General features: G+C 60.7%; 21 protein-coding genes. 3 read left to right on the top strand and 18 right to left on the bottom strand.

The window, feature by feature from the left end; translation table 11 throughout:
* Positions 1 to 35 precede the first annotated feature (35 nt).
* From HXW87_RS05920 to ubiE, 9 genes are all read right to left on the bottom strand, one after another.
* Positions 36 to 743, bottom strand: a complete 708-nt coding sequence (locus tag HXW87_RS05920) for a 16S rRNA (uracil(1498)-N(3))-methyltransferase (protein WP_041071512.1) — start codon at positions 741 to 743, stop codon at positions 36 to 38.
* Positions 740 to 1,531 carry a twin-arginine translocase subunit TatC gene (gene tatC, locus HXW87_RS05925; RefSeq protein ID WP_047290879.1) on the bottom strand — a complete coding sequence of 264 codons (792 nt, stop codon included), beginning with the start codon at positions 1,529 to 1,531 and terminating at the stop codon, positions 740 to 742. The genes HXW87_RS05920 and tatC overlap by 4 nt, the downstream gene beginning before the upstream one ends.
* The gene (gene tatB, locus HXW87_RS05930; protein WP_239778569.1) at positions 1,528 to 2,004 is read right to left on the bottom strand and encodes a Sec-independent protein translocase protein TatB; all 477 of its coding nucleotides are present in this window, start codon (positions 2,002 to 2,004) and stop codon (positions 1,528 to 1,530) included. The genes tatC and tatB overlap by 4 nt, the downstream gene beginning before the upstream one ends.
* A gap of 10 nt (positions 2,005 to 2,014) precedes the next feature.
* Entirely contained in the window at positions 2,015 to 2,296 is a 282-nt protein-coding gene (locus tag HXW87_RS05935) for a twin-arginine translocase TatA/TatE family subunit (protein ID WP_095667754.1), read from the bottom strand.
* Between the two features lie 25 nt (positions 2,297 to 2,321).
* The gene (locus HXW87_RS05940) at positions 2,322 to 2,654 is read right to left on the bottom strand and encodes a phosphoribosyl-ATP diphosphatase (protein ID WP_003220849.1); all 333 of its coding nucleotides are present in this window, start codon (positions 2,652 to 2,654) and stop codon (positions 2,322 to 2,324) included.
* Positions 2,655 to 2,923: 269 nt separating this feature from the next.
* Positions 2,924 to 3,316, bottom strand: coding sequence for a phosphoribosyl-AMP cyclohydrolase (hisI, locus tag HXW87_RS05945; RefSeq protein WP_095667753.1), 393 nt, complete (start codon positions 3,314 to 3,316; stop codon positions 2,924 to 2,926).
* Between the two features lie 80 nt (positions 3,317 to 3,396).
* A complete protein-coding gene (gene ubiB, locus HXW87_RS05950) occupies positions 3,397 to 5,001 on the bottom strand; it encodes a ubiquinone biosynthesis regulatory protein kinase UbiB (protein WP_239778570.1) in 1,605 nt (534 codons plus the stop codon).
* Complete coding sequence (locus HXW87_RS05955; RefSeq protein WP_003220855.1) at positions 4,998 to 5,621, bottom strand: SCP2 domain-containing protein; 624 nt, start codon at positions 5,619 to 5,621, stop codon at positions 4,998 to 5,000. The genes ubiB and HXW87_RS05955 overlap by 4 nt, the downstream gene beginning before the upstream one ends.
* Positions 5,621 to 6,391, bottom strand: coding sequence for a bifunctional demethylmenaquinone methyltransferase/2-methoxy-6-polyprenyl-1,4-benzoquinol methylase UbiE (ubiE, locus tag HXW87_RS05960; RefSeq protein WP_007961779.1), 771 nt, complete (start codon positions 6,389 to 6,391; stop codon positions 5,621 to 5,623). Before ubiE ends, HXW87_RS05955 begins: the two co-directional genes overlap by 1 nt.
* A 154-nt stretch (positions 6,392 to 6,545) precedes the next feature.
* On the opposite strand from ubiE, the gene HXW87_RS05965 reads away from it, so the two are divergent.
* From HXW87_RS05965 to HXW87_RS05975, 3 genes are all read left to right on the top strand, one after another.
* Positions 6,546 to 6,821 carry a polyhydroxyalkanoic acid system family protein gene (locus HXW87_RS05965; RefSeq protein WP_003220859.1) on the top strand — a complete coding sequence of 92 codons (276 nt, stop codon included), beginning with the start codon at positions 6,546 to 6,548 and terminating at the stop codon, positions 6,819 to 6,821.
* Positions 6,822 to 7,070: 249 nt separating this feature from the next.
* A complete protein-coding gene (locus HXW87_RS05970; protein ID WP_041074948.1) occupies positions 7,071 to 7,493 on the top strand; it encodes a phasin family protein in 423 nt (140 codons plus the stop codon).
* A 10-nt stretch (positions 7,494 to 7,503) separates the two neighbouring features.
* A complete protein-coding gene (locus tag HXW87_RS05975; RefSeq protein WP_239778571.1) occupies positions 7,504 to 8,400 on the top strand; it encodes a phasin family protein in 897 nt (298 codons plus the stop codon).
* A 171-nt stretch (positions 8,401 to 8,571) separates the two neighbouring features.
* Here HXW87_RS05975 and HXW87_RS05980 read toward each other — a convergent pair whose 3' ends face one another.
* The 9 genes from HXW87_RS05980 to argS form a co-directional block, all read right to left on the bottom strand.
* Entirely contained in the window at positions 8,572 to 9,192 is a 621-nt protein-coding gene (locus HXW87_RS05980) for a TetR/AcrR family transcriptional regulator (RefSeq protein ID WP_047290883.1), read from the bottom strand.
* 30 nt (positions 9,193 to 9,222) lie between these two features.
* Complete coding sequence (phaC, locus tag HXW87_RS05985; RefSeq protein ID WP_047290884.1) at positions 9,223 to 10,905, bottom strand: class II poly(R)-hydroxyalkanoic acid synthase; 1,683 nt, start codon at positions 10,903 to 10,905, stop codon at positions 9,223 to 9,225.
* A gap of 139 nt (positions 10,906 to 11,044) precedes the next feature.
* Positions 11,045 to 11,899: a poly(3-hydroxyalkanoate) depolymerase gene (gene phaZ, locus HXW87_RS05990; RefSeq protein WP_041074940.1), complete on the bottom strand. Its 855-nt coding sequence runs from the start codon at positions 11,897 to 11,899 to the stop codon at positions 11,045 to 11,047.
* A gap of 220 nt (positions 11,900 to 12,119) precedes the next feature.
* Complete coding sequence (phaC, locus tag HXW87_RS05995) at positions 12,120 to 13,799, bottom strand: class II poly(R)-hydroxyalkanoic acid synthase (protein WP_041074938.1); 1,680 nt, start codon at positions 13,797 to 13,799, stop codon at positions 12,120 to 12,122.
* Positions 13,800 to 14,056: 257 nt separating this feature from the next.
* Positions 14,057 to 14,428 (bottom strand): DUF971 domain-containing protein, encoded by a 372-nt coding sequence (locus HXW87_RS06000; protein ID WP_186448480.1) that lies wholly within the window; start codon positions 14,426 to 14,428, stop codon positions 14,057 to 14,059.
* Positions 14,429 to 14,571: 143 nt separating this feature from the next.
* The gene (gene hslU, locus HXW87_RS06005; protein WP_047290886.1) at positions 14,572 to 15,909 is read right to left on the bottom strand and encodes an ATP-dependent protease ATPase subunit HslU; all 1,338 of its coding nucleotides are present in this window, start codon (positions 15,907 to 15,909) and stop codon (positions 14,572 to 14,574) included.
* Positions 15,910 to 15,964: 55 nt separating this feature from the next.
* Positions 15,965 to 16,495 (bottom strand): ATP-dependent protease subunit HslV, encoded by a 531-nt coding sequence (gene hslV, locus HXW87_RS06010; RefSeq protein WP_007968352.1) that lies wholly within the window; start codon positions 16,493 to 16,495, stop codon positions 15,965 to 15,967.
* Between the two features lie 287 nt (positions 16,496 to 16,782).
* Complete coding sequence (locus HXW87_RS06015) at positions 16,783 to 17,490, bottom strand: SPOR domain-containing protein (RefSeq protein WP_041074932.1); 708 nt, start codon at positions 17,488 to 17,490, stop codon at positions 16,783 to 16,785.
* Between the two features lies 1 nt (position 17,491).
* Positions 17,492 to 19,228: an arginine--tRNA ligase gene (gene argS, locus HXW87_RS06020; RefSeq protein ID WP_239778572.1), complete on the bottom strand. Its 1,737-nt coding sequence runs from the start codon at positions 19,226 to 19,228 to the stop codon at positions 17,492 to 17,494.
* Positions 19,229 to 19,414 lie beyond the last annotated feature (186 nt).

Raw genomic sequence — 19,414 nt, forward strand, 5'->3', positions numbered from 1 at the left:
CGCAGCCTTCGGCAGCTCCTACAGGGAAAGGTGTGTCAGAACAGGCGGGCGAGGAGGGCGGTGACGGCGGTTTCGACGCGCAGGATGCGCTCGCCCAGTTGCACCGGTTGCAGGCCGGACTTGGCAAGCAAGTCGATCTCGTAAGGAATCCAGCCACCTTCGGGGCCGATCGCCAGCGTTACCGGTTCGCTCAACGCGCGCGGGCACGGCGGAAAATTGCCAGGATGGCCGACCAGGCCGAGGGTGCCTTCGGTTATCGCAGGCAGTCGGTCTTCGACGAACGGCTTGAAGCGCTTCTCGATAATGATGTCCGGCAGCACGGTATCGCGGGCCTGTTCGAGGCCGAGGATCAAATTCTCGCGAATCGCTTCCGGCTCCAGAAACGGCGTCTGCCAGAAACTCTTCTCGACGCGGTAGCTGTTGACCAGAATCACCTTCGACACGCCCATGGTCGCCACGGTCTGGAACACCCGGCGCAGCATTTTCGGCCGTGGCAGGGCTAGCACCAGGGTCAGCGGCAGCTTGGCCGGTGGCGGTTGATCGAGGCTGACGCGCAACTCGGCTTCGCCGGCCTCGAGGCGCAGCAGTTCAGCCGAACCCATCAGCCCATTGATGCGCCCGACGCGCAGGCTGTCGCCGACTTCGGATCGATGCACTTCCTGCATGTGCGTCAGGCGCCGGTCACGCAGCACGACGCGGTCGGCCGCGATGAAGTCGGCCTCTTCGAGCAACAGCAGGTTCATGCCTGGGTCGCTGGCGGCTGGTCGTTGTGATCGTCAGCCGGCGTTTCGTCCGGGCGTTCGCGTTTGCTGACCAGGCTGCCGAACAGAATGCCGATTTCAAACAGCATCCACATCGGCACGGCCAGCAGGGTCTGCGAGAAGATGTCCGGCGGCGTGAGGATCATGCCGACCACGAAGCAGCCGATGATCACGTACGGACGGATCTTCTTCAGGTATTTGACGTCGACCACGCCGATCCACACCAGCAGCACCACGGCCACCGGGATTTCGAACGCGACGCCAAAGGCGAAGAACAGCGTCATCACGAAGTCGAGGTAGCTGGTGATGTCGGTCATCATTTCCACGCCGGCCGGGGTGGCCGCGGCGAAGAACTTGAAGATCAGCGGGAACACGAAGTAATAGGCGAACGCCATGCCGGTGTAGAACAGCAGGATGCTCGACACCAGCAGCGGCACGGCGACGCGTTTCTCATGCTTGTACAGGCCCGGCGCGATGAAACCCCAGATCTGGTGCAGGATCACCGGAATCGCGAGGAACAGCGAGACCATCATCGTCAGCTTCAGCGGCGTGAGGAACGGTGACGACACATCCGTGGCGATCATCGTCGCACCGGCCGGCAGGTACTGGCGCAGCGGCGTCGAGACGAAGGTGTAGATCTGCTGGGTGAACGCGAACAACCCGGCGAAGATGATGAACACCGCCGCTACACAACGCAGCAGGCGGGTGCGCAACTCGGTGAGGTGCGATACCAGCGGCATGTGCTGGTCGTTTTCGGGGAGATCGCTCATGGGGCTCGCGGCGGCAAAGTGGTGTCGTGAGGCGCAGGTGTGATCGGCGCGGCGGTTGGAGATACGTGTTCAACCGAAGTTTCTGTAGCAGTCGGCACGGGGGCTGGCGGCGCTACAGCGGCGGCAGGTGCAGGTGTCGGAGCTGTTACAGCTGGCGCGGCTGGCGCATGAATCGCCTGCTCAACCACATGCTCAACCACATGCTCAACCGGCGTAGGCTCCTGCTGAACCGGCGTGAAAATCTTCCGCGCCTCCTGCTCCAGCGACAGGATGTGTTCGTTGTGCAGTTGCCGACGGATCTCGTCGGCACCGATTTCACGTTCAACTTCCTGTTTGATCGCGTTGAAGCTGCGCTTCAGCCGCCCGACCCACAGGCCGGCGGTGCGCGCAGCGCCCGGCAGACGCTCGGGACCCAGCACCAGCAGGGCAACGAGGCCGACGAGCAGCAGTTCAGAGAAGCTGATACCAAACATTAGTCAGTGCTCACACGTCTTTGCGGATCGGCTCTTCGACTTTCTGCGCCTGCACGTCGATGGTGTGCGGCGGGTTGGCCTGAGCGGAGGCTTGCGGCTGCACCGGTGGTACCGGCTGCGCAGGCGTTACGGTCGGATCGGCGGCGGGTTTCTCATCGTCGTTCATGGCTTTGCGAAAACCCTTGATCGACTCACCGACGTCGGTGCCGAGGTTTTTCAGTTTCTTGGTGCCGAACACCAGCACCACGACTACCAGAATGACGATCCAGTGTTTCCAGTCAAAAATGCCCATGTTGCTGTTCCTCTCTAAAAATTGTTCAGGCGGACGGACGCGAGGCTTTCTCGACGTGTCCGGACAGGCCGAAGCGGCGATCCAGTTCATCCAGCACGGCCTGCGGATGCTGCCCCAACTGGGCGAGCATGACCATGCTGTGGAACCACAGGTCGGCAGTCTCGTAGATCACATCGCTGCAGTCACCGCTGATGGCGGCGTCCTTGGCGGCAATAATGGTTTCGACCGACTCTTCGCCGACTTTCTCCAGAATCTTGTTCAGGCCCTTGTGATACAGACTAGCTACATATGAGCTGTCGGCCGCTGCGCCTTTGCGCTCTTCAAGTACCTGAGCGAGGCGGGTCAGGGTGTCACTCATGGGAGGATGTGTCATCAGTCATTTCCTGAGCTGCGCCGGAGCCTGATTTTGTGCAGGGCAAGGCGCGAGGAGTGTAGTTTGGCATTTCAAATAAACGACGAGTAACGCAGCCCTGCACAAAATCAGGCCCGGCCCTTCGGGTTGCCGGCTGAAAGCGCGCCATGCTGCGTTGCAGGCCTTGGCAAGGAAAAGACATTCCCTGCGGCCTGCGCCTTGCCTGGCGCTCTTTCAGCCGGCAACGCAGCTCAGTAAATGACTGATGACACATCCTATTGTCCTGCGGAATAAATGGCGTGCGGGTCTTTCAGAACCGGGTCGACCGTTTTCCAGTCGCCGTTTTCGAAGACGCGGTAAAAGCAGCTTTGGCGGCCGGTATGGCAAGCGATGTCGCCAATCTGTTCGACCATCAGGATGATCACGTCGGCGTCACAGTCCAGACGCATTTCATGCAGGGTCTGTACGTGGCCGGACTCTTCGCCCTTGCGCCACAGCTTGCCACGGGAACGTGACCAGTAGATTGCACGGTTTTCCGCAGCGGTCAGCTCGAGCGCTTCGCGGTTCATCCAGGCCATCATCAGCACGCGTCCGGTCTTGTGATCCTGGGCAATCGCCGGCACCAGGCCATCGGCGTCCCACTTGATCTCGTCCAGCCAGTTTTTCATCTTCGACTCCGACAGCGAACCCGCACTTCAATAGTCGGGTTCAGGCGTTGAAACAGTGTGCCAGCCGATCAGCGAACTGGCTATCGGCGAACGACCAGATACAAGCCGACGGCCACCATGATGCCGGCCGGCCAATGCCCCAGCTCGTTCAGCGGGCCACCGGCGGCGAGGATGGTACCGCCCGCCAGATGCGCACTGCCGAGCAGGCGCAGGAACCAGTCGTCCTTGCGTTTGTGCCACGGGGGCGGCGGGTCGTAGGCGTGCGGTTGAGACATGCGTTCGAGCAGATCACGGGCCATGTTGGCCAGGTGCGGCAGCTGTTCGAACTGGCTCTGCACGTTGCCGATCAAGGCTTTGGGGCTGACGCGCTCGCGCATCCAGCGCTCAAGGAACGGCTGCGCGGTGTTCCACAGATCCAGATCCGGGTACAACTGACGGCCGAGGCCCTCGATATTCAGCAAGGTCTTTTGCAGCAGCACCAACTGCGGCTGCACTTCCATATTGAAGCGCCGCGCGGTCTGGAACAGGCGCATCAGCACCTGGCCAAATGAAATATCTTTTAACGGTTTTTCGAAGATCGGCTCGCACACGGTACGGATCGCCGCTTCGAATTCGTTGAGTTTGGTTTCCGCCGGCACCCAGCCCGAATCGATGTGCAATTGCGCGACGCGGCGGTAGTCGCGCTTGAAGAAGGCGAACAGGTTGCGCGCCAGGTAGTCCTGGTCTTCCGGGGTCAGACTGCCGACGATGCCGCAGTCGATCGCGATGTACTGCGGACTCCACGGGTTGACGGTGCTGACGAAGATGTTGCCCGGGTGCATGTCGGCGTGGAAGAAACTGTCGCGGAACACCTGGGTGAAGAAGATCTCCACGCCGCGTTCGGCGAGCATTTTCATGTCGGTGCGCTGGTCGGCGAGGGTCGCCAGATCCGTTACCTGAATCCCGTAGATGCGCTCCATGACCAGCACTTTCGGCCGGCACCAGTCCCAATAGACTTGCGGCACGTAGAGCAGCGGCGAGCCTTCGAAGTTGCGCTTGAGCTGGCTGGCATTCGCCGCCTCGCGCAGCAGGTCGAGTTCGTCGTAGATGGTTTTTTCGTAGTCCTGCACCACGTCCACCGGGTGCAGCAGGCGGGCGTCGGCGGAGATCTTTTCGGCGGCGCGGGCGAGGATGAACAGCCACGCCAGGTCTTGGGCAATCACCGGTTTCAGGCCTGGGCGGATCACCTTGACCACCACTTCCTCGCCGGTTTTCAGCTGTGCAGCATGTACCTGCGCCACCGAGGCCGAGGCCAGCGGTTCGACGTCAAAGCGACTGAACACGTCGCTGATTTTCTTGCCCAGTTGCTCTTCGATCAACTTGATCGACAGCTGCGAATCGAACGGCGGCACACGGTCCTGCAGCAGCATCAGCTCATCGGCGATGTCTTCCGGCAGCAGGTCGCGGCGGGTCGAGAGAATCTGCCCGAACTTGATGAAGATCGGCCCCAGATCCTGCAGCGCCAGACGCAGGCGCGCGCCACGGTTCAGCTCCAGCGGTTTGCGCGGGAACCAGCGCCACGGCAGCACGTAGCGCAGCGCCAGGAGAAACCAGGGCAACGGCAGCTTGAACAGCAGGTCATCGAGGCGGTAGCGGATCACGACGCGCTGGATGCGCAACAGACGGCGGACGGCAAGCAGCTTCATGCGTTATCGCTTGGGTCGAGGGATCGGGAAAGGCGCTCGAAACGCGCCTCGAGACGTTCCAGATCAAGTTTGATCCGGTCCAGTTCGCTGAACCGCGCTTCGGCTTCGCGCTGGCCGACGAGGGTGCGCGATTCTTCGGCGAGGTATTCGGCGAGGTTCTGGTTGAGGCTGGCAAATCCTTGTTGATACCAGCGCGCGCGGCTGCGCAGGTGACCGCCAATCAGTTGCGTGGCGACCGGGCCGAGCCAGCGCGAGAGTTCGTACTCCCAGTCCAGCTCGAGGTCCTGCAGCACCCCGGCCAGTTCCAGCAGCACGCCGCTGTCACCGTCGAGCTCGACTTCCGGGGCGTGCAGCACCGCGGTCTTGTCTTTGCTCACGGCCAGTTTCACCAGGCTGGAAGCGGGCGCGCGCAGGGTGCAGTCGACGCCGGTTTCCCAGTGCGAGGCGAGCATCAGGCCCTCATCGCTGGGCAGGATGAACAATTGCAGCGCCGGGCTGCGGCAATCCACGGCAATCACTTTGCCAGTCAGATGCGCCAGCCGCGGCAGCGCCGTGCTGTCGAGACGCAGCACCCGGTTGAGGCCGAGTTCGACGCTGGCGAGCAGCCCGGTGAGCAACATCAGGGCTTGATGCCGCGGTGCAGGGCGACGATGCCTGCGGTCATGTTGTGATAGGTCACACGGTCGAAACCGGCGTCGACCATCATCGATTTCAGGGTTTCCTGATTCGGGTGCATGCGGATCGATTCGGCCAGGTAGCGATAGCTTTCCGAATCGTTGGTGATCAGCTTGCCCATCAATGGCATGAAGGCGAACGAGTAGGCGTCGTACGCCTTGGACATCAGTGCGTTGGTCGGCTTGGAGAATTCCAGCACCAGCAGGCGACCGCCGGGCTTGAGCACGCGCAGCATCGACCGCAGGGCGTCTTCTTTATGCGTCACGTTGCGCAGGCCGAAGGCGATGGTCACGCAGTCGAAATGGTTATCCGGGAACGGCAGCTTTTCCGCATCGGCCTGGACGAATTCGACGTTGCCCGACACACCCAGATCCAGCAGGCGGTCACGACCGACCTTGAGCATGGATTCGTTGATGTCGGCCAGCACCACCTGGCCGGTCGGGCCAACCAGGTGCGAGAATTTTTTGGTCAGGTCACCGGTACCGCCGGCGATGTCGAGCACGCGGTTGCCTGCACGCACACCGGACAGTTCGATCGCGAAACGCTTCCACAGACGGTGCATGCCGCCCGACAGAAGGTCGTTCATCAGGTCGTATTTCGCGGCTACCGAGTGGAAAACCTCAGCGACTTTTTCCGCTTTCTGGCTTTCCGGAACGTTTTTGAAGCCGAAGTGAGTGGTGGGTTCGGCATCGCTGCCTTTGCGCTGATCAGTCATATCGCTGTCACCAAAAGAGAATGCGCGACATTCTAATCCCCAAGCCATGCTTTGTCTTGGAATGGCTAAAGGTAAGATGGGCAACCTTCGGGACGATTTGCCGCAGACGCGGTCAAGATTTACCGACACCCATTCATCAAGCAGGAGTCATTCAATGGCCAAAATCAGTGTTGAGCGTGCGCACAGCCTGGGCAAGGAAGCCGCCCGCGAGAAGGCCGACAAGCTGGCGCAGAAACTCTCCGATCAATATGGCCTGGAGCCGCAGTGGTCGGGCGACACCCTGAACCTCAAGCGCTCGGGCGTGAAAGGCGCGGTGCATGTGGCTGACGATTCGATCCGTGTCGATGTGGAGCTGGGCATCATGATGTCGGCCATGAGCGGCATGATCAAAGCCGAGATCGAGAAGGCGCTGGATAAAGCGCTGGTCTGATCGCGGTTTTTCGGTAACCCGAGATTCCTTGTGGGAGCGAGCCTGCTCGCGAAAACGGTGTGTCAGTCGACTCGAATATTGACGGATACACCGCTTTCGCGAGCAGGCTCGCTCCCACATTTGTCTGGTGGTGGTCCTGCTGTTTATGTCAGTTGTTAGGGTGCCGTTTCTAATTTTTCTCCCTACTTTGTGCCTGAGCCCGACACATCTGCGGGCAGTTCCTCAAACCCTCTGCGCGTGAGGTGCACCATGGCCAAAGTCATTCTGAAGAAAAAAATCGACGCTTCGACTTCTGCTCTGAGCGACGTCAAATCCTATGCCCGCAAGATCTGGCTGGCAGGCCTGGGTGCCTACGCCAAGGTCGGCCAAGAGGGCAGCGACTACTTTCAAGAGTTGATCAAGGCTGGTCAAACTGTTGAAAAGAAAGGCAAAAAAGCCGTTACCGAAAAACTTGAAGCCGCCAACGCCGAGATCGATGAAGCCAAGGGTGAAGTCAGCTCGTTCAAAGGTCGTGTCGAAGTTCAGCTCGACAAGGTCGAGAAGGCGTTCGACTCCCGTGTGGCAAGCGCCTTGAATCGTATCGGCATTCCGTCTAAACATGACGTTGAGACACTCTCTGCTAAGCTCGATGAGCTGACGGCATTGCTCGAACGCGTCGCGCGTAAATCTTAAGGAGAACGGGATGGCTGGTAAAAAGAACACCGATAAAGAAGGCAGCTCGTGGATTGGGAAAGTCGAAGACTACTCCCGCAAAATCTGGCTGGCTGGTTTAGGCGTGTACTCGAAGATCGACACTGACGGCAGCAAGCTCTTCGAGTCACTGGTCAAAGACGGCGAGAAAGCCGAGAAGCTCACCAAGTCTGCAGTCGGCAAGAAAGTCGATGCCGCCAAGGACTCCGCTTCGTCGGCCAAGTCGCGCATCAGCGGCGTGAAAGATCGTGCACTGGGCAAGTGGGACGAGCTGGAAGGGGCTTTCGACAAGCGCCTGAACAGCGCGATTTCGCGCCTGGGTGTACCGAGCCGCAATGAAGTCAAAGCGCTGCACAGCAAGGTCGAAACCCTGACCAAGCAGATCGAGAAACTCACCGGTCTGAAAACCCAACCGGTCGCGGCGAAAACCGCTGCGGCCAAACCTGCAGCCAAAACCGCCGCCAAGCCACTGGCTAAAGCGGCTGCGAAACCAGCTGCCAAAGCAGCGGCCAAGCCTGCAGCCAAAACCGCAGCAGCCAAACCTGCCGCGAAAACCGCCGCCGCCAAGCCTGCAGCAAAAGCTGCAGCCAAACCGGTAGCCGCCAAAGCCGCTGCTAAACCGGCGACAAAACCGGCCGCCAAGCCTGCAGCGAAAACCGCTGCCGCAAAACCGGCTGCCAAACCTGCGGCCAAACCGGCTGCGGCGAAAAAACCGGCAGTGAAAAAGCCGGCCGCGCCAAAAGCCGCCGCGCCAAAACCGGCCGCTCCGGCAGCAAAGCCTGCAACCCCGGCAACCCCGGCCAGCGCGTCGAACTCCGCCGCTGCACCGACCCCGGTAGCGACCCCGACTGTTGCGTCGACACCGTCGACACCCACCAGTCAGTCCTGATTTTTCAGGGCAAAACAAAACGCCCGGCCTGTGAAGGTCGGGCGTTTTTGTTTGAAGATCAAAAGATCGCAGCCTGCGGCAGCTCCTACAGAATCGTTGCCAAACCGAAAAATGGGTGGCGAACATGACCAATGTAGGAGCTGCCGCAGGCTGCGATCTTTTGATTCTGGATCACTCGTGATCTTCAAGATACTGCAGGGCCATGCGTTCGGTGGCGACTTTCACCGGCGGCAGCAGATGTGGTGCCACCAGCATCATGATCTGGTACACCACCAGCCTGACCTCACCCTCGCGATCGAGTATCCGTTGATAGTCCAGCGAGAACAGCAGGGTCATGGTGATCTGCTCCACCAGTTGCCCCAGTGCCTGGGTATCACTGACCAACTGCCCTGCCGCCTTTAACCGCGCCAGCAATGACGCCAGGGTGCGCTTGAGCGCATTGAGCAGATGACGAATGCCTTTGGCCAGTTTCGGCAGCCGCCCGGCAAGGTTCGACAGGTCCTGGAACAGAAACCGGTATTGCGCCAGGCGCTCGACGATCAGGTGCAGAAAAAGCCAGTAATCCTCCGGCGCCAGCTCGACGTCCGACGGTGGGTCGAGCAGCGGCGTCAGTTCGTTCTGGAAACGCTCGAACAGGCCGAGAATCAGCGGCTCCTTGCCGTGGAAGTGGTAGTAGAGGTTGCCGGGGCTGATCCCCATTTCGTTGGCAACCTCCATGGTGGAGACGTTGGGCTCACCCTTTTCGTTGAACAGTTGCAGGGCACATTCGAGAATCCGGTCGCGGGTTTTCATCCAGTCTTCTTAGAAAAGTTCGGTTAAGCGTCAGCGCACATGCACGTAGGTGCCGGGTGCTGCCTCCATCGGTGGATAGTTCGGGTTGCCGAGGGTGAACGTGGTTTCGCGCTGGGCGCCGGAGCGTTGCTGAATCCACTCCAGCCACTGTGGCCACCAGCTGCCGTCGACGCGTTTGGCGTCGTAGTACCAGGCGCGTGGATCGCTGCTGAGCTTGCCGTTCTCGACGTAGTTGGCTTTCGGGTTGCTCGGCGGGTTGAGGATGCTTTGCACGTGGCCACTGTTGGACAGCACGAAGCGCCGCTCCCCGCCAAGCAACAGGGTCGAGCGGTACACCGCGTCCCACGGCGTGATGTGGTCATTCATGCCGGCCACGCTGAAGCTGTCGACGGTGACTTTCTGCAGGTCGATCGGCGTGCCACAGACTTCCAGCCCGCCCGGATGGGTCAGCGGGTTGTGCTTGAAGAAGTCGAGCAGGTCGCCGTGAAACGCGGCGGGCAGGCGGGTGTTGTCGTTGTTCCAGTAAAGGATGTCGAACGCGGGCGGTTCTTTGCCCAGCAGGTAATTGTTGACGAAGTAGCTCCAGATCAGATCGTTGGGGCGCATCCAGGCGAAGACCTTCGCCATGTCGCGCCCGTCGAGCACGCCTTTCTGATAGGAGCGGCGCTTGGCGGCTTCGAGGGTTTGTTCGTCGGCGAACAGCGTGGCCGGGGTTTCAATCTGACTGTCGAGCAGGCTGACCAGATAGGTCGCGCTGGAGACGCGTCGCAGCTGCCGCTTGGCCTGCAAATGCCCCTGCAGGGCGGCAATGGTCAGGCCACCGGCGCAGGCGCCCATCAGGTTGACGTCGCGGGCGCCGGTGATCGCCCGGCAGATGTTCATCGCTTCTTCCACCGCTTCGACGTAGGTCGACAGGCCCCATTCGCGATGGCGCACATCTGGATTGCGCCAACTGATCATGAACGTCTGCAGGCCATTTTTCAGCGCGTACTGGACGAAGCTGTTCTGCGGGCTGAGGTCGAAAATGTAGTACTTGTTGATTTGCGGCGGCACCACCAGCAGCGGCTTGGCGTATTGCTTTTCGCTCATCGACTTGTACTGGATCAGCTCAAGCATCTCGTTGCGAAACACCACGGCGCCAGAGGTGGTGGCGACGGTTTTGCCGACCTCGAATGCCTGTTTGGTGACCTGGCGTGGCAGGCCGTCGTTGTGCAGCAGGTCATCGAACAGATGACTCAGACCGCGCACCAGACTGTGCCCGCCGGAGTTGAACAGCTCCTTGACTGCCAGCGGGTTGAGCAGCGTATTCGACGGTGCCACCGCGTCGTTGAGCAAGGTGAAGGCGAAGTGCGCGCGGGCGCGATCGTCATCGCTCATGTTGCTTTCATCAATCCAGCTCTTGACCTGTTTTTGCCAGGCCAGATAGGCCTGCAGGCTGCGCCGGTAGAACGGATTGAGGCTCCATGCCGGATCAGCGAAGCGGCTGTCGTTCGGGTTGGTCGGGTGCAGGGTTTCGCCGAGCAGCACGCGACCGAGTTGGCCACCGAGTTTCAAGGCGTGCTTCGCGCTGTGAATCGGGTTGCGCAGACCGTGGGCGGCGACGCTGCGCAAGGTCGAGATCAGGTCCCGGCCGCGCAGGCCGGTGATCGCACTTTGTGCGTTGATGAACACGGCGGGGCTGGGCACAACGCCCGTCGCTGGTTTGTCGCGCATGACTCAACACTCCTTCGTCTTCAGGTCAAAAACAAACTCACCGAACCAGAACACCATAGTCGCTGTTACGGGTTGCTGCCCGCGCGGCGTCCTGCCGCGCACTTTGTTCAAAACCCTGCATAAAGCCTGCCGCAGTGATTCAGCCGCCCAGCGGGGTCGGATGCGGATGCATCACCGCGCGCTGGCGTTCCTCCTCAAGGAATTTCATGATGATCGGCGCCACGGCTTCGGCGCGGGTGATCAGGAACAGATGACCGTCGTCGATGATGTGCAACTGGGCGTTGGGAATCCGCCAGGCAAGCATGCGCATGTTGATCAGCGGGATCAGCGGATCGTCGTCGCCGGCCAGTACCAGCGTCGGCTGATGGATCTTGTGCAGCCAGTGAATGCTGGTCCAGCCCAGGCCGGCGAACAGCTGCCAGTAGTAGCCGAGCTTGCCCGCCGAACGCACCTTGGCGGCATGGCTGGCGGCCAGCGTCGGGTCGCGGCGGAACGAGCCGCCGTAGATCAGCGGGGCGATACGGATTACGTGCGATGGCTGAATGTAGCGCCGCGGACTGGCCATCATCCACAGCACTTTCGGTTTGCCCGGCACCATCACCGCACCGGCGGCGGTCGCTGCCAGCACCAGCTTCTTGCAGCGCTCGGGGTAGTCGTGAGCAAACTGCTGCGCCAGCGCGCCGCCCCAGGACACGCCGATGACGTTGACCTGACCGTAATCGAGGTAGTCGAGCATCCGCGCGGTCAGCTTCGCCAGGCCGGGAAAGCGATACGGCCGGTTGGGCGTCGACGAGCCGCCGACACCGGGCACGTCGAAGGCGATCACTTCCAGATCCGGGTCCAGCGCCGCGACAAATGGAAACACCAGCTCCAGGTTGGCGCCGATGCCGTTGAAAATCAGCAAGGGCGTCAAATGAGGCTTGCCGGGGCGTACCGCCGTGCGGAGGGTCTGACCATCCAGGTCAACGGTACGGAAAATGAACGGTTGCGGCATGCTTCAGGCCCTGTGGATTAATTCATCCCGCTCCCCTGTAGGAGTGAGTCTGTGGCGAGGGGATTTATCCCCGATCGGCTGCGAAGCAGTCGCAAAATCAATGGATGCGGTTTGTCAGTTGCACCGCGTCAGTTGGTTTTGGGGCCGCTGCGCGACCCATCGGGGATAAATCCCCTCACCACAAATTCACTCCACAGTTTGGGACGTCGGGTGGTGTCAGTTACCGCTCATGTACATAAGTGCCCGGCGAGGCCTCGCCTGCCGGATACGCCTTGTTGCCCAGTTTCAGTGGCGCCTTCTTCAGATTGCCCGAGCGCTCGGCCTGCCACGCCTGCCAGTACAGCCACCAGGAATCGGTGTGCTTGGTCGAGTTCTCTTGCCAGTCATCGGCATTGGCGGCCATGCCTTCGCTGGTCATGTAACGCGATTTCGGGTTGCCCGGCGGGTTCAGGATGCTCTGGATATGCCCGCTGCTCGACAGCACGAACTCGACCTTGCCACCAAACAGCTGCGCCGACTTGTAGCAGGACTTCCACGGGGTGATGTGGTCGTTGGTGCCGGCCAGCGAGAAAATGTCGGCAGTGACCTGCTTGAGGTCGATCGGCGTGCCGCACACTTCCAGTGCATTGGGCCGAATCAGTGGGTTGTTTTTGAACATCTCGATCAGGTCGCCGTGGAACGCGGCCGGCAACCGGGTGGTGTCATTGTTCCAGAACAGGATGTCGAACACCGGCGGCTCGTTGCCGAGCAAATAGTTGTTGACCCAGTAGTTCCAGATCAGATCATTGGGGCGCATCCACGCGAAGACCTTGGCCATGTCTTTGCCTTCGAGCACACCGGCCTGATAGGAGTGGCGCTTGGCGGTCTCCAGGGTCTGCTCGTCGACGAACAGGGCGACGTCGCTGTCCAGCGTGGTGTCGAGCACGCTGACCAGCAGCGTGAGGGCGTTGACCTTATTCTCGCCGATCGCGGCGTAGTGGCCGAGCAGGGCGGTGCAGGTAATGCCGCCGGAGCAGGCGCCGAGCATGTTCACGTCTTTGCTGCCGGTGATGGCCGTGACCACGTCGACGGCTTCCTTGAGCGCATCGATGTAAGTCGACAGGCCCCACTCGCGCTGGGCCTTGGTCGGGTTGCGCCAGCTGACGATGAAGGTCTGCACGTTATTGCGCAGGCAGAAACGCGCCAGACTCTTGTCCGGGCTCAGGTCGAACACGTAGAACTTGTTGATCTGTGGCGGCACCACGAGCAGAGGGCGCTCGTGGACCTGCTCGGTGATCGGCTTGTACTGGATCAGCTCCAGCACGTCGTTGCGAAACACCACCGCGCCTTCGGTCACGCCCAGGCTCTTGCCGACCTCGAACGCGCCCATGTTGACCTGGCTCGGCATGCCGCCGTTGTGCACCAGATCCTTGGCCAGATGCGAGAGGCCATCGAGCAGGCTTTTGCCGCCGGTCTCGAAGAAGCGTTTGACCGCCGCCGGGTTGGCGGCGGTATTGGTCGGGGCCATGGCTTCGGTCATCAGGTTGATCACGAAGTGGCCGCGCGCGATGTCTTTGGGCGACAGGCTGCTGTCGTCGATCCAGGAATGGAGCTCCTTGCGCCACGCCAGGTAAGTTTGCAGATAACGTTTGTAGAGCGGGTTCTGACTCCACGCCGGGTCAACGAAGCGACGGTCATCGCTGGCCGGTTGCAGTTCGGATTTGCCGAACAGCACGTTCTTCAGTTCGAGGCCGAAATGGGTGACGTGCTTGACGCTATGGATCGGTTGTTTGATGGCCTGGGTCAGCACCATTCGAGCAGAGGCCAGCAGATCCTTTCCGCGTAGCCCAACGACGGGATTAAGCCCCAGGGTGTTTTCCGAGGCTTGGTACTTCAGGTCATCGTTATTCTTGTTACTCATCTACGACGCTCCATTGTCCTGAGACGAGTACCCGGTTTCAGCTGTGCAGTTCCACAGCCAATGCCAGGTACTACTGCTCGGGTGACCGTTAATTCTGCATAGCTGCTTTACAGTTCATAGAGCACTGCAGGGAACTTGCCAGCTCCATTGGTTACCCGAGTTTAATTTTTTTCGCAAGCAGCCGATCCTCGACCGCCAGGCGCAGCATTCAAACAGATGAATTTAGAAAATGCCCTCTAAAGAGCAAGAGTCTCGGACTAGAGCATCAGCTTGACAATCGACTGGTCCGGATCGCGGGTTTTTCCGGCGGCTTTGAGCTCGGCCAGATAATCGGCCCAGAGTGCGTCATAACGTCGCCCCAGCTCGTAGAGGTAATCCCAGGTGAACAAGCCGCTGTCGTGACCGTCGTCGAAGGTCAGTTTCAGTGCGTAGTGACCGGCCGGTTCCAGGCCGCTGAGGCCGACATTGAGCTTGCCGAATTGCAGGATCGGTTTGCCGTGGCCCTGGACCTCGGCGGAAGGGGAGTGCACGCGCAGAAATTCGGCGGGCAGGGTGTACTCCTCGCCGGACGCGTACTTGAGCGTCAGGGTTTTCGAGGCTTTGTGCAGTTTGATGTCGGTGGGGATCATGAGCAGGTTTCCGTCTTGTGCGGAACCTTGTGGGAGCGAGCCTGCTCGCGAATGCGGTGGTCCAGTCAACCCAAGAGTTGAATGTACTGCCGTCTTCGCGAGCAGGCTCGCTCCCACAGTTCCATTACATCTGTAAGAGTGACCTACAGGATATAACGGGACAGGTCTTCGTTCTGCGCCAATTCGCCCAGATGGCTGTTGACGTACGCAGCGTCGATCAGGATCGGCTGGTCGTCATGCGCGCTGGCCAGGTCGCCGGCACTGAACGACACCTCTTCCAGCAGACGCTCAAGCAGCGTGTGCAGGCGACGGGCACCGATGTTCTCGGTCTTCTCGTTGACCTGCCAGGCGATCTCCGCCAGACGCTTGATGCCTTCCGGCTGGAACTGGATGTTCAGGCCTTCAGTCTTCAGCAGCGCGCAGTATTGCTCGGTGAGCGATGCGTGCGGCTCGCTGAGGATGCGCTCGAAGTCTTCCGGGCTCAGCGCCTTGAGTTCGACACGGATCGGCAGACGCCCTTGCAGCTCAGGCACCAGATCGCTCGGCTTGCTCAGGTGGAACGCACCGGAGGCGATGAACAGGATGTGGTCGGTCTTGACCATGCCCAGCTTGGTGTTGACGGTGCAGCCTTCGATCAGCGGCAGCAGGTCGCGCTGTACGCCTTCACGGGAGACATCGGCGCCGCCGACATTACCGCGTTTGGCGACCTTGTCGATTTCGTCGATGAACACGATGCCGTGTTGCTCGACCGCTTCCAGCGCCTTGGCCTTCAGCTCTTCTTCGTTGACCAGACGCCCGGCCTCTTCGTCGCGCACCAGTTTCAGCGCTTCTTTGACCTTGAGCTTGCGGGCTTTCTTCTTACCCTTGCCCATGTTGGCGAACAGGTTCTGCAACTGGCTGGTCATCTCTTCCATGCCAGGTGGTGTAGCGATCTCGATGCCGGCCACTTCGGCGACTTCGATCTCGATTTCCTTGTCGTCCAGCTGCCCTTCGCGCAGGCGCTTGCGGAACAGCTGACGGGTGTTGGAATCGCTGCTCGGGGTTTCTTCGTTGCTGAAGCCCATGCGTGCCGGTGGCAGCAGTGCGTCGAGGATACGGTCCTCGGCAGCGTCTTCGGCACGGTGACGCACGCGAGTCATTTCCTGCTCGCGGAGCATCTTGATCGCGGCGTCGGCCAGATCACGGATGATCGATTCGACGTCACGGCCAACGTAGCCGACTTCGGTGAATTTGGTCGCTTCGACCTTGATGAACGGCGCGTTGGCCAGCTTCGCCAGACGACGGGCGATTTCGGTTTTACCGACACCGGTCGGACCGATCATCAGAATGTTTTTCGGGGTCACTTCAACGCGCAGCTCTTCAGGCAGCTGCATGCGGCGCCAGCGGTTGCGCAGGGCAATCGCGACGGCGCGCTTGGCATCGTCCTGGCCGATGATATGGCGGTTGAGTTCGTGGACGATTTCGCGGGGAGTCATGGACATAGTAATTGACGGTCCTCAAGCAGAAACAAGCCGTGGCACTTAGGCCGCGTCAGGCTTATTCAGCGAGATCCTGCTCCTCAATGGTCTGAGTGTGGTTGGTGAATACACAGATGTCGCCGGCGATACCGAGGGCGGTTTCGACGATCTCACGGGCCGACAGGTCGGTCTTTTTCAGCAGCGCGCTGGCCGCAGCTTGCGCGTAGGCGCCGCCGGAACCCATGGCAATCAGGCCGTCTTCGGGTTCGACCACGTCACCGTTACCGGTGATGATCAGCGAGGCGTCCTTGTTGGCGACCGCGAGCATGGCTTCGAGGCGGCTCAGGGAGCGATCGGTGCGCCATTCTTTGGCGAGTTCGACAGCGGCGCGGATCAGGTGGCCCTGGTGTTTCTCGAGCTGGCCTTCGAAGCGTTCGAACAGGGTAAAGGCGTCGGCGGTGGCACCGGCGAAACCGGCGATGACCTGACCGTGGTACAGGCGACGAACTTTCTTCGCGTTGCCTTTCATCACGGTGTTGCCGAGAGAAACCTGGCCGTCGCCTCCCATGACGACTTTGCCGTGGCGGCGGACTGAAACGATGGTGGTCAAGGGAAGAGTCTCCACGCAGCGGGGCGAAAATGCCTTATGCCCATTCATATGGGGGTGCTGGAGAGAATTTCAACAGGGGGCGCAGAGAGGGGACGAGCGGTGATGAAGGGGTGGTGCAAATCTCTGTGGCGAGGGAGCTTGCTCCCGCTCGGCTGCGCAGCAGTCGTAAACCTGCAATCCCGGTCTGTCTGATGCACCGGGTTTACAGGCTTTAGGGGCGCTTCGCGCCCCAGCGGGAGCAAGCTCCCTCGCCAAAGTCCGCCGAACGATTTACGTTCGGCGAGAGGTCAGCGGCTCTGGCGTTGTTGTAACAACAGGTTGCTGAAGCCACTACCCGCCAGTTGTTTCTGTGCGGTGGTCAGCTGTTCGCGGTTGCTGAACGGGCCAACGAGTACGCGGTACCAGGTTTCATCCTTCACCGTGCCCGACTCAACCGAAACAGCCTGGCCCAGCAGAATGATCTGCGCCCGCACCTTGTCCGCGTCCGCCTCTTTGCGGAACGAACCGGCCTGGAGGAAGAACTTGGTCACCGGCGCCGCTTTCGCCACCGGTGGCGCTGGCGGCGGGGTAATGCCCGACAGCGCAGCCTGCGCCCGTGCGGTATCGATCTTCGCCGCTTCCGCCGGGGTGACCGGCGTGGTTGGCACTTGTGGCGTCGGCAGGGTTTTCTCCGGCACGGCGTCCGGCGGCACGATTACTTCCGATTCCGGCAGCAGGGTGTAGAAGTCGTACTTCGGCTTCACCGGTTGCGTCGGGCTCGGCGGGGTCTTGTTGGCCTCGGCGATCTTCGACGCTTTCTGCTGCTGCGCCTGCTCGACTTTCTCGCGCTTGACCGTGTCGCTGCCCTTGCCCGGCTCCAGTTTCATCAGAAACACAATGAACGCACCGACTGTCAGGCCGATGGCCATCCACAGCCAGCCCGGAATCGGTTGCTTTGCAGGAGCTTGATAACGGCTGGCGCCACGCTTGGGTGCAGGTTTTTTCTTGGCAGCCAACTTACATGCGCTCCAGAGTTTCCAGGCCCAGCAGTTCCAGGCCTTGCTTGAGAGTACGACCGGTCAGCGCGGCCAGGCGCAGACGGCTCTGCATCTGGGCCGGCGTCTCGGCGGCGAGGATCGGGCAGTTCTCGTAGAAGCTGGAGAACAGACCGGCGACGTCATACAGATAAGTGCAGAGGATGTGCGGCGTGCCTTTTTCCGCGACGTTGTTCAGCACTTCGCCAAACTGCGCCAGTTTTGCCGCCAGCTCGTGTTCGTGCTCGGCTTCGAGGACGATCTGGCCATCGACTTCGCTGAAGTCCTTGCCGAGTTTGCGGAACACGCCGGCCACGCGAGTGTAGGCGTACAGCAGATACGGTGCGGTGTTGCCTTCGAAATTCAGCATCAGGTCGAAGTTGAAGCTGTAGTCGCTGGTGCGGTGCTTGGACAGGTCGGCGTATTTCACCGCACCGATGCCGACGACCTTGGCGATGTTGCGCAGTTCGTCTTCGGCCAGTTCCGGGTTCTTTTCTTTCACCAGGTTGTAGGCACGTTCCTGCGCTTCGGTCAGCAGGTCGATCAGCTTCACGGTGCCGCCATCACGGGTCTTGAACGGACGGCCATCGGCGCCGTTCATGGTGCCGAAGCCCATGTGCTCCATTTCCATCGGATGGGTCACGAAACCGGCCTTGCGCGCCACGGCGAACACTTGCTGGAAGTGCAGGGCCTGACGCTGGTCGACGAAATACAGCGCGCGGTCGGCTTTCAGTTTGCCAGAACGGTAGCGCACGGCTGCCAGGTCAGTGGTGGCGTACAGGTAACCGCCGTCAGCCTTGACGATGATTACCGGCAGCGGATCGCCGTCAGCGTTCTTGAACTCGTCGAGGAACACGCACTGGGCGCCGTTGCTTTCGACCAGCATGCCCGCGGCTTTCAGGTCGTTGACCACGTTGATCAGGTCGTCGTTGTAGGCGCTTTCGCCCATCACGTCGGCCATGGTCAGTTTGACGTTGAGCAGTTCGTAGATCTTCTGGCAGTGCGACAGCGAGATGTCCTTGAACTTGGTCCACAGCGCCAGGCACTCGGCATCGCCGGCCTGCAGCTTGACCACCAGGCCACGGGCACGGTCGGCGAACTCTTCGGATTCGTCGAAACGCTGTTTGGCGGCGCGGTAGAAGTTTTCCAGATCGGACAGCTCGTCGCTGGTGATCGGGTTTTCCTGCAAGTAAGCCATCAACATGCCGAACTGGGTGCCCCAGTCGCCCACGTGGTTCTGACGGATCACTTCGTCGCCGAGGAACTCGAGAACACGGGCCACGCCGTCGCCGATGATCGTCGAGCGCAGGTGGCCGACGTGCATCTCTTTGGCCAGGTTCGGTGCCGACAGGTCGACCACAGTGCGCTGCACCGGGCCGGACTTGCGCACGCCAACGTGAGCATCGGCCAGCGCGGCGTCGAGGCGCGAGGCCAGAGCCTGGGTGTTCTGGAAGAAATTGATGAAGCCGGGGCCGGCGATCTCGGCCTTGGTGACGTTGTCGTCGGCCGGCAGCGCAGCGATGATTTTCTCCGCCAGATCGCGCGGCTTCATGCCCGCAGGCTTGGCCAGCATCATGGCGATGTTGCTGGCGAAGTCGCCGTGGGTCTTGTCACGGGCGTTCTCCACCTGAATCGCCGGCGACAGGCCTTCAGGCAACACACCTTCGTTGACGAGTTGGGTGAGGGCTTGTTGGATCAGCTGGCGAATGGTGTCTTTCATGGTCTTCTCTTTCGACCGCAAGCGCGGCGGCGCATCGATGCGCGGGTGGAAAAACTGGGCATTATCCGTTGCGAAGACGGGCTTGCCAACCTTAGCAGGCAGGATGTGGATATGTGGTGACATTAAAAGCAAAAGATCGCAGCCTCTGGCAGCTCCTACAGGGAAACACGCTCGATTCTCTAGGAG

It is taken from the genome of Pseudomonas sp. Y5-11, assembly GCF_022368695.1.
Classification (GTDB): Bacteria; Pseudomonadota; Gammaproteobacteria; order Pseudomonadales; family Pseudomonadaceae; genus Aquipseudomonas; species Aquipseudomonas parakoreensis.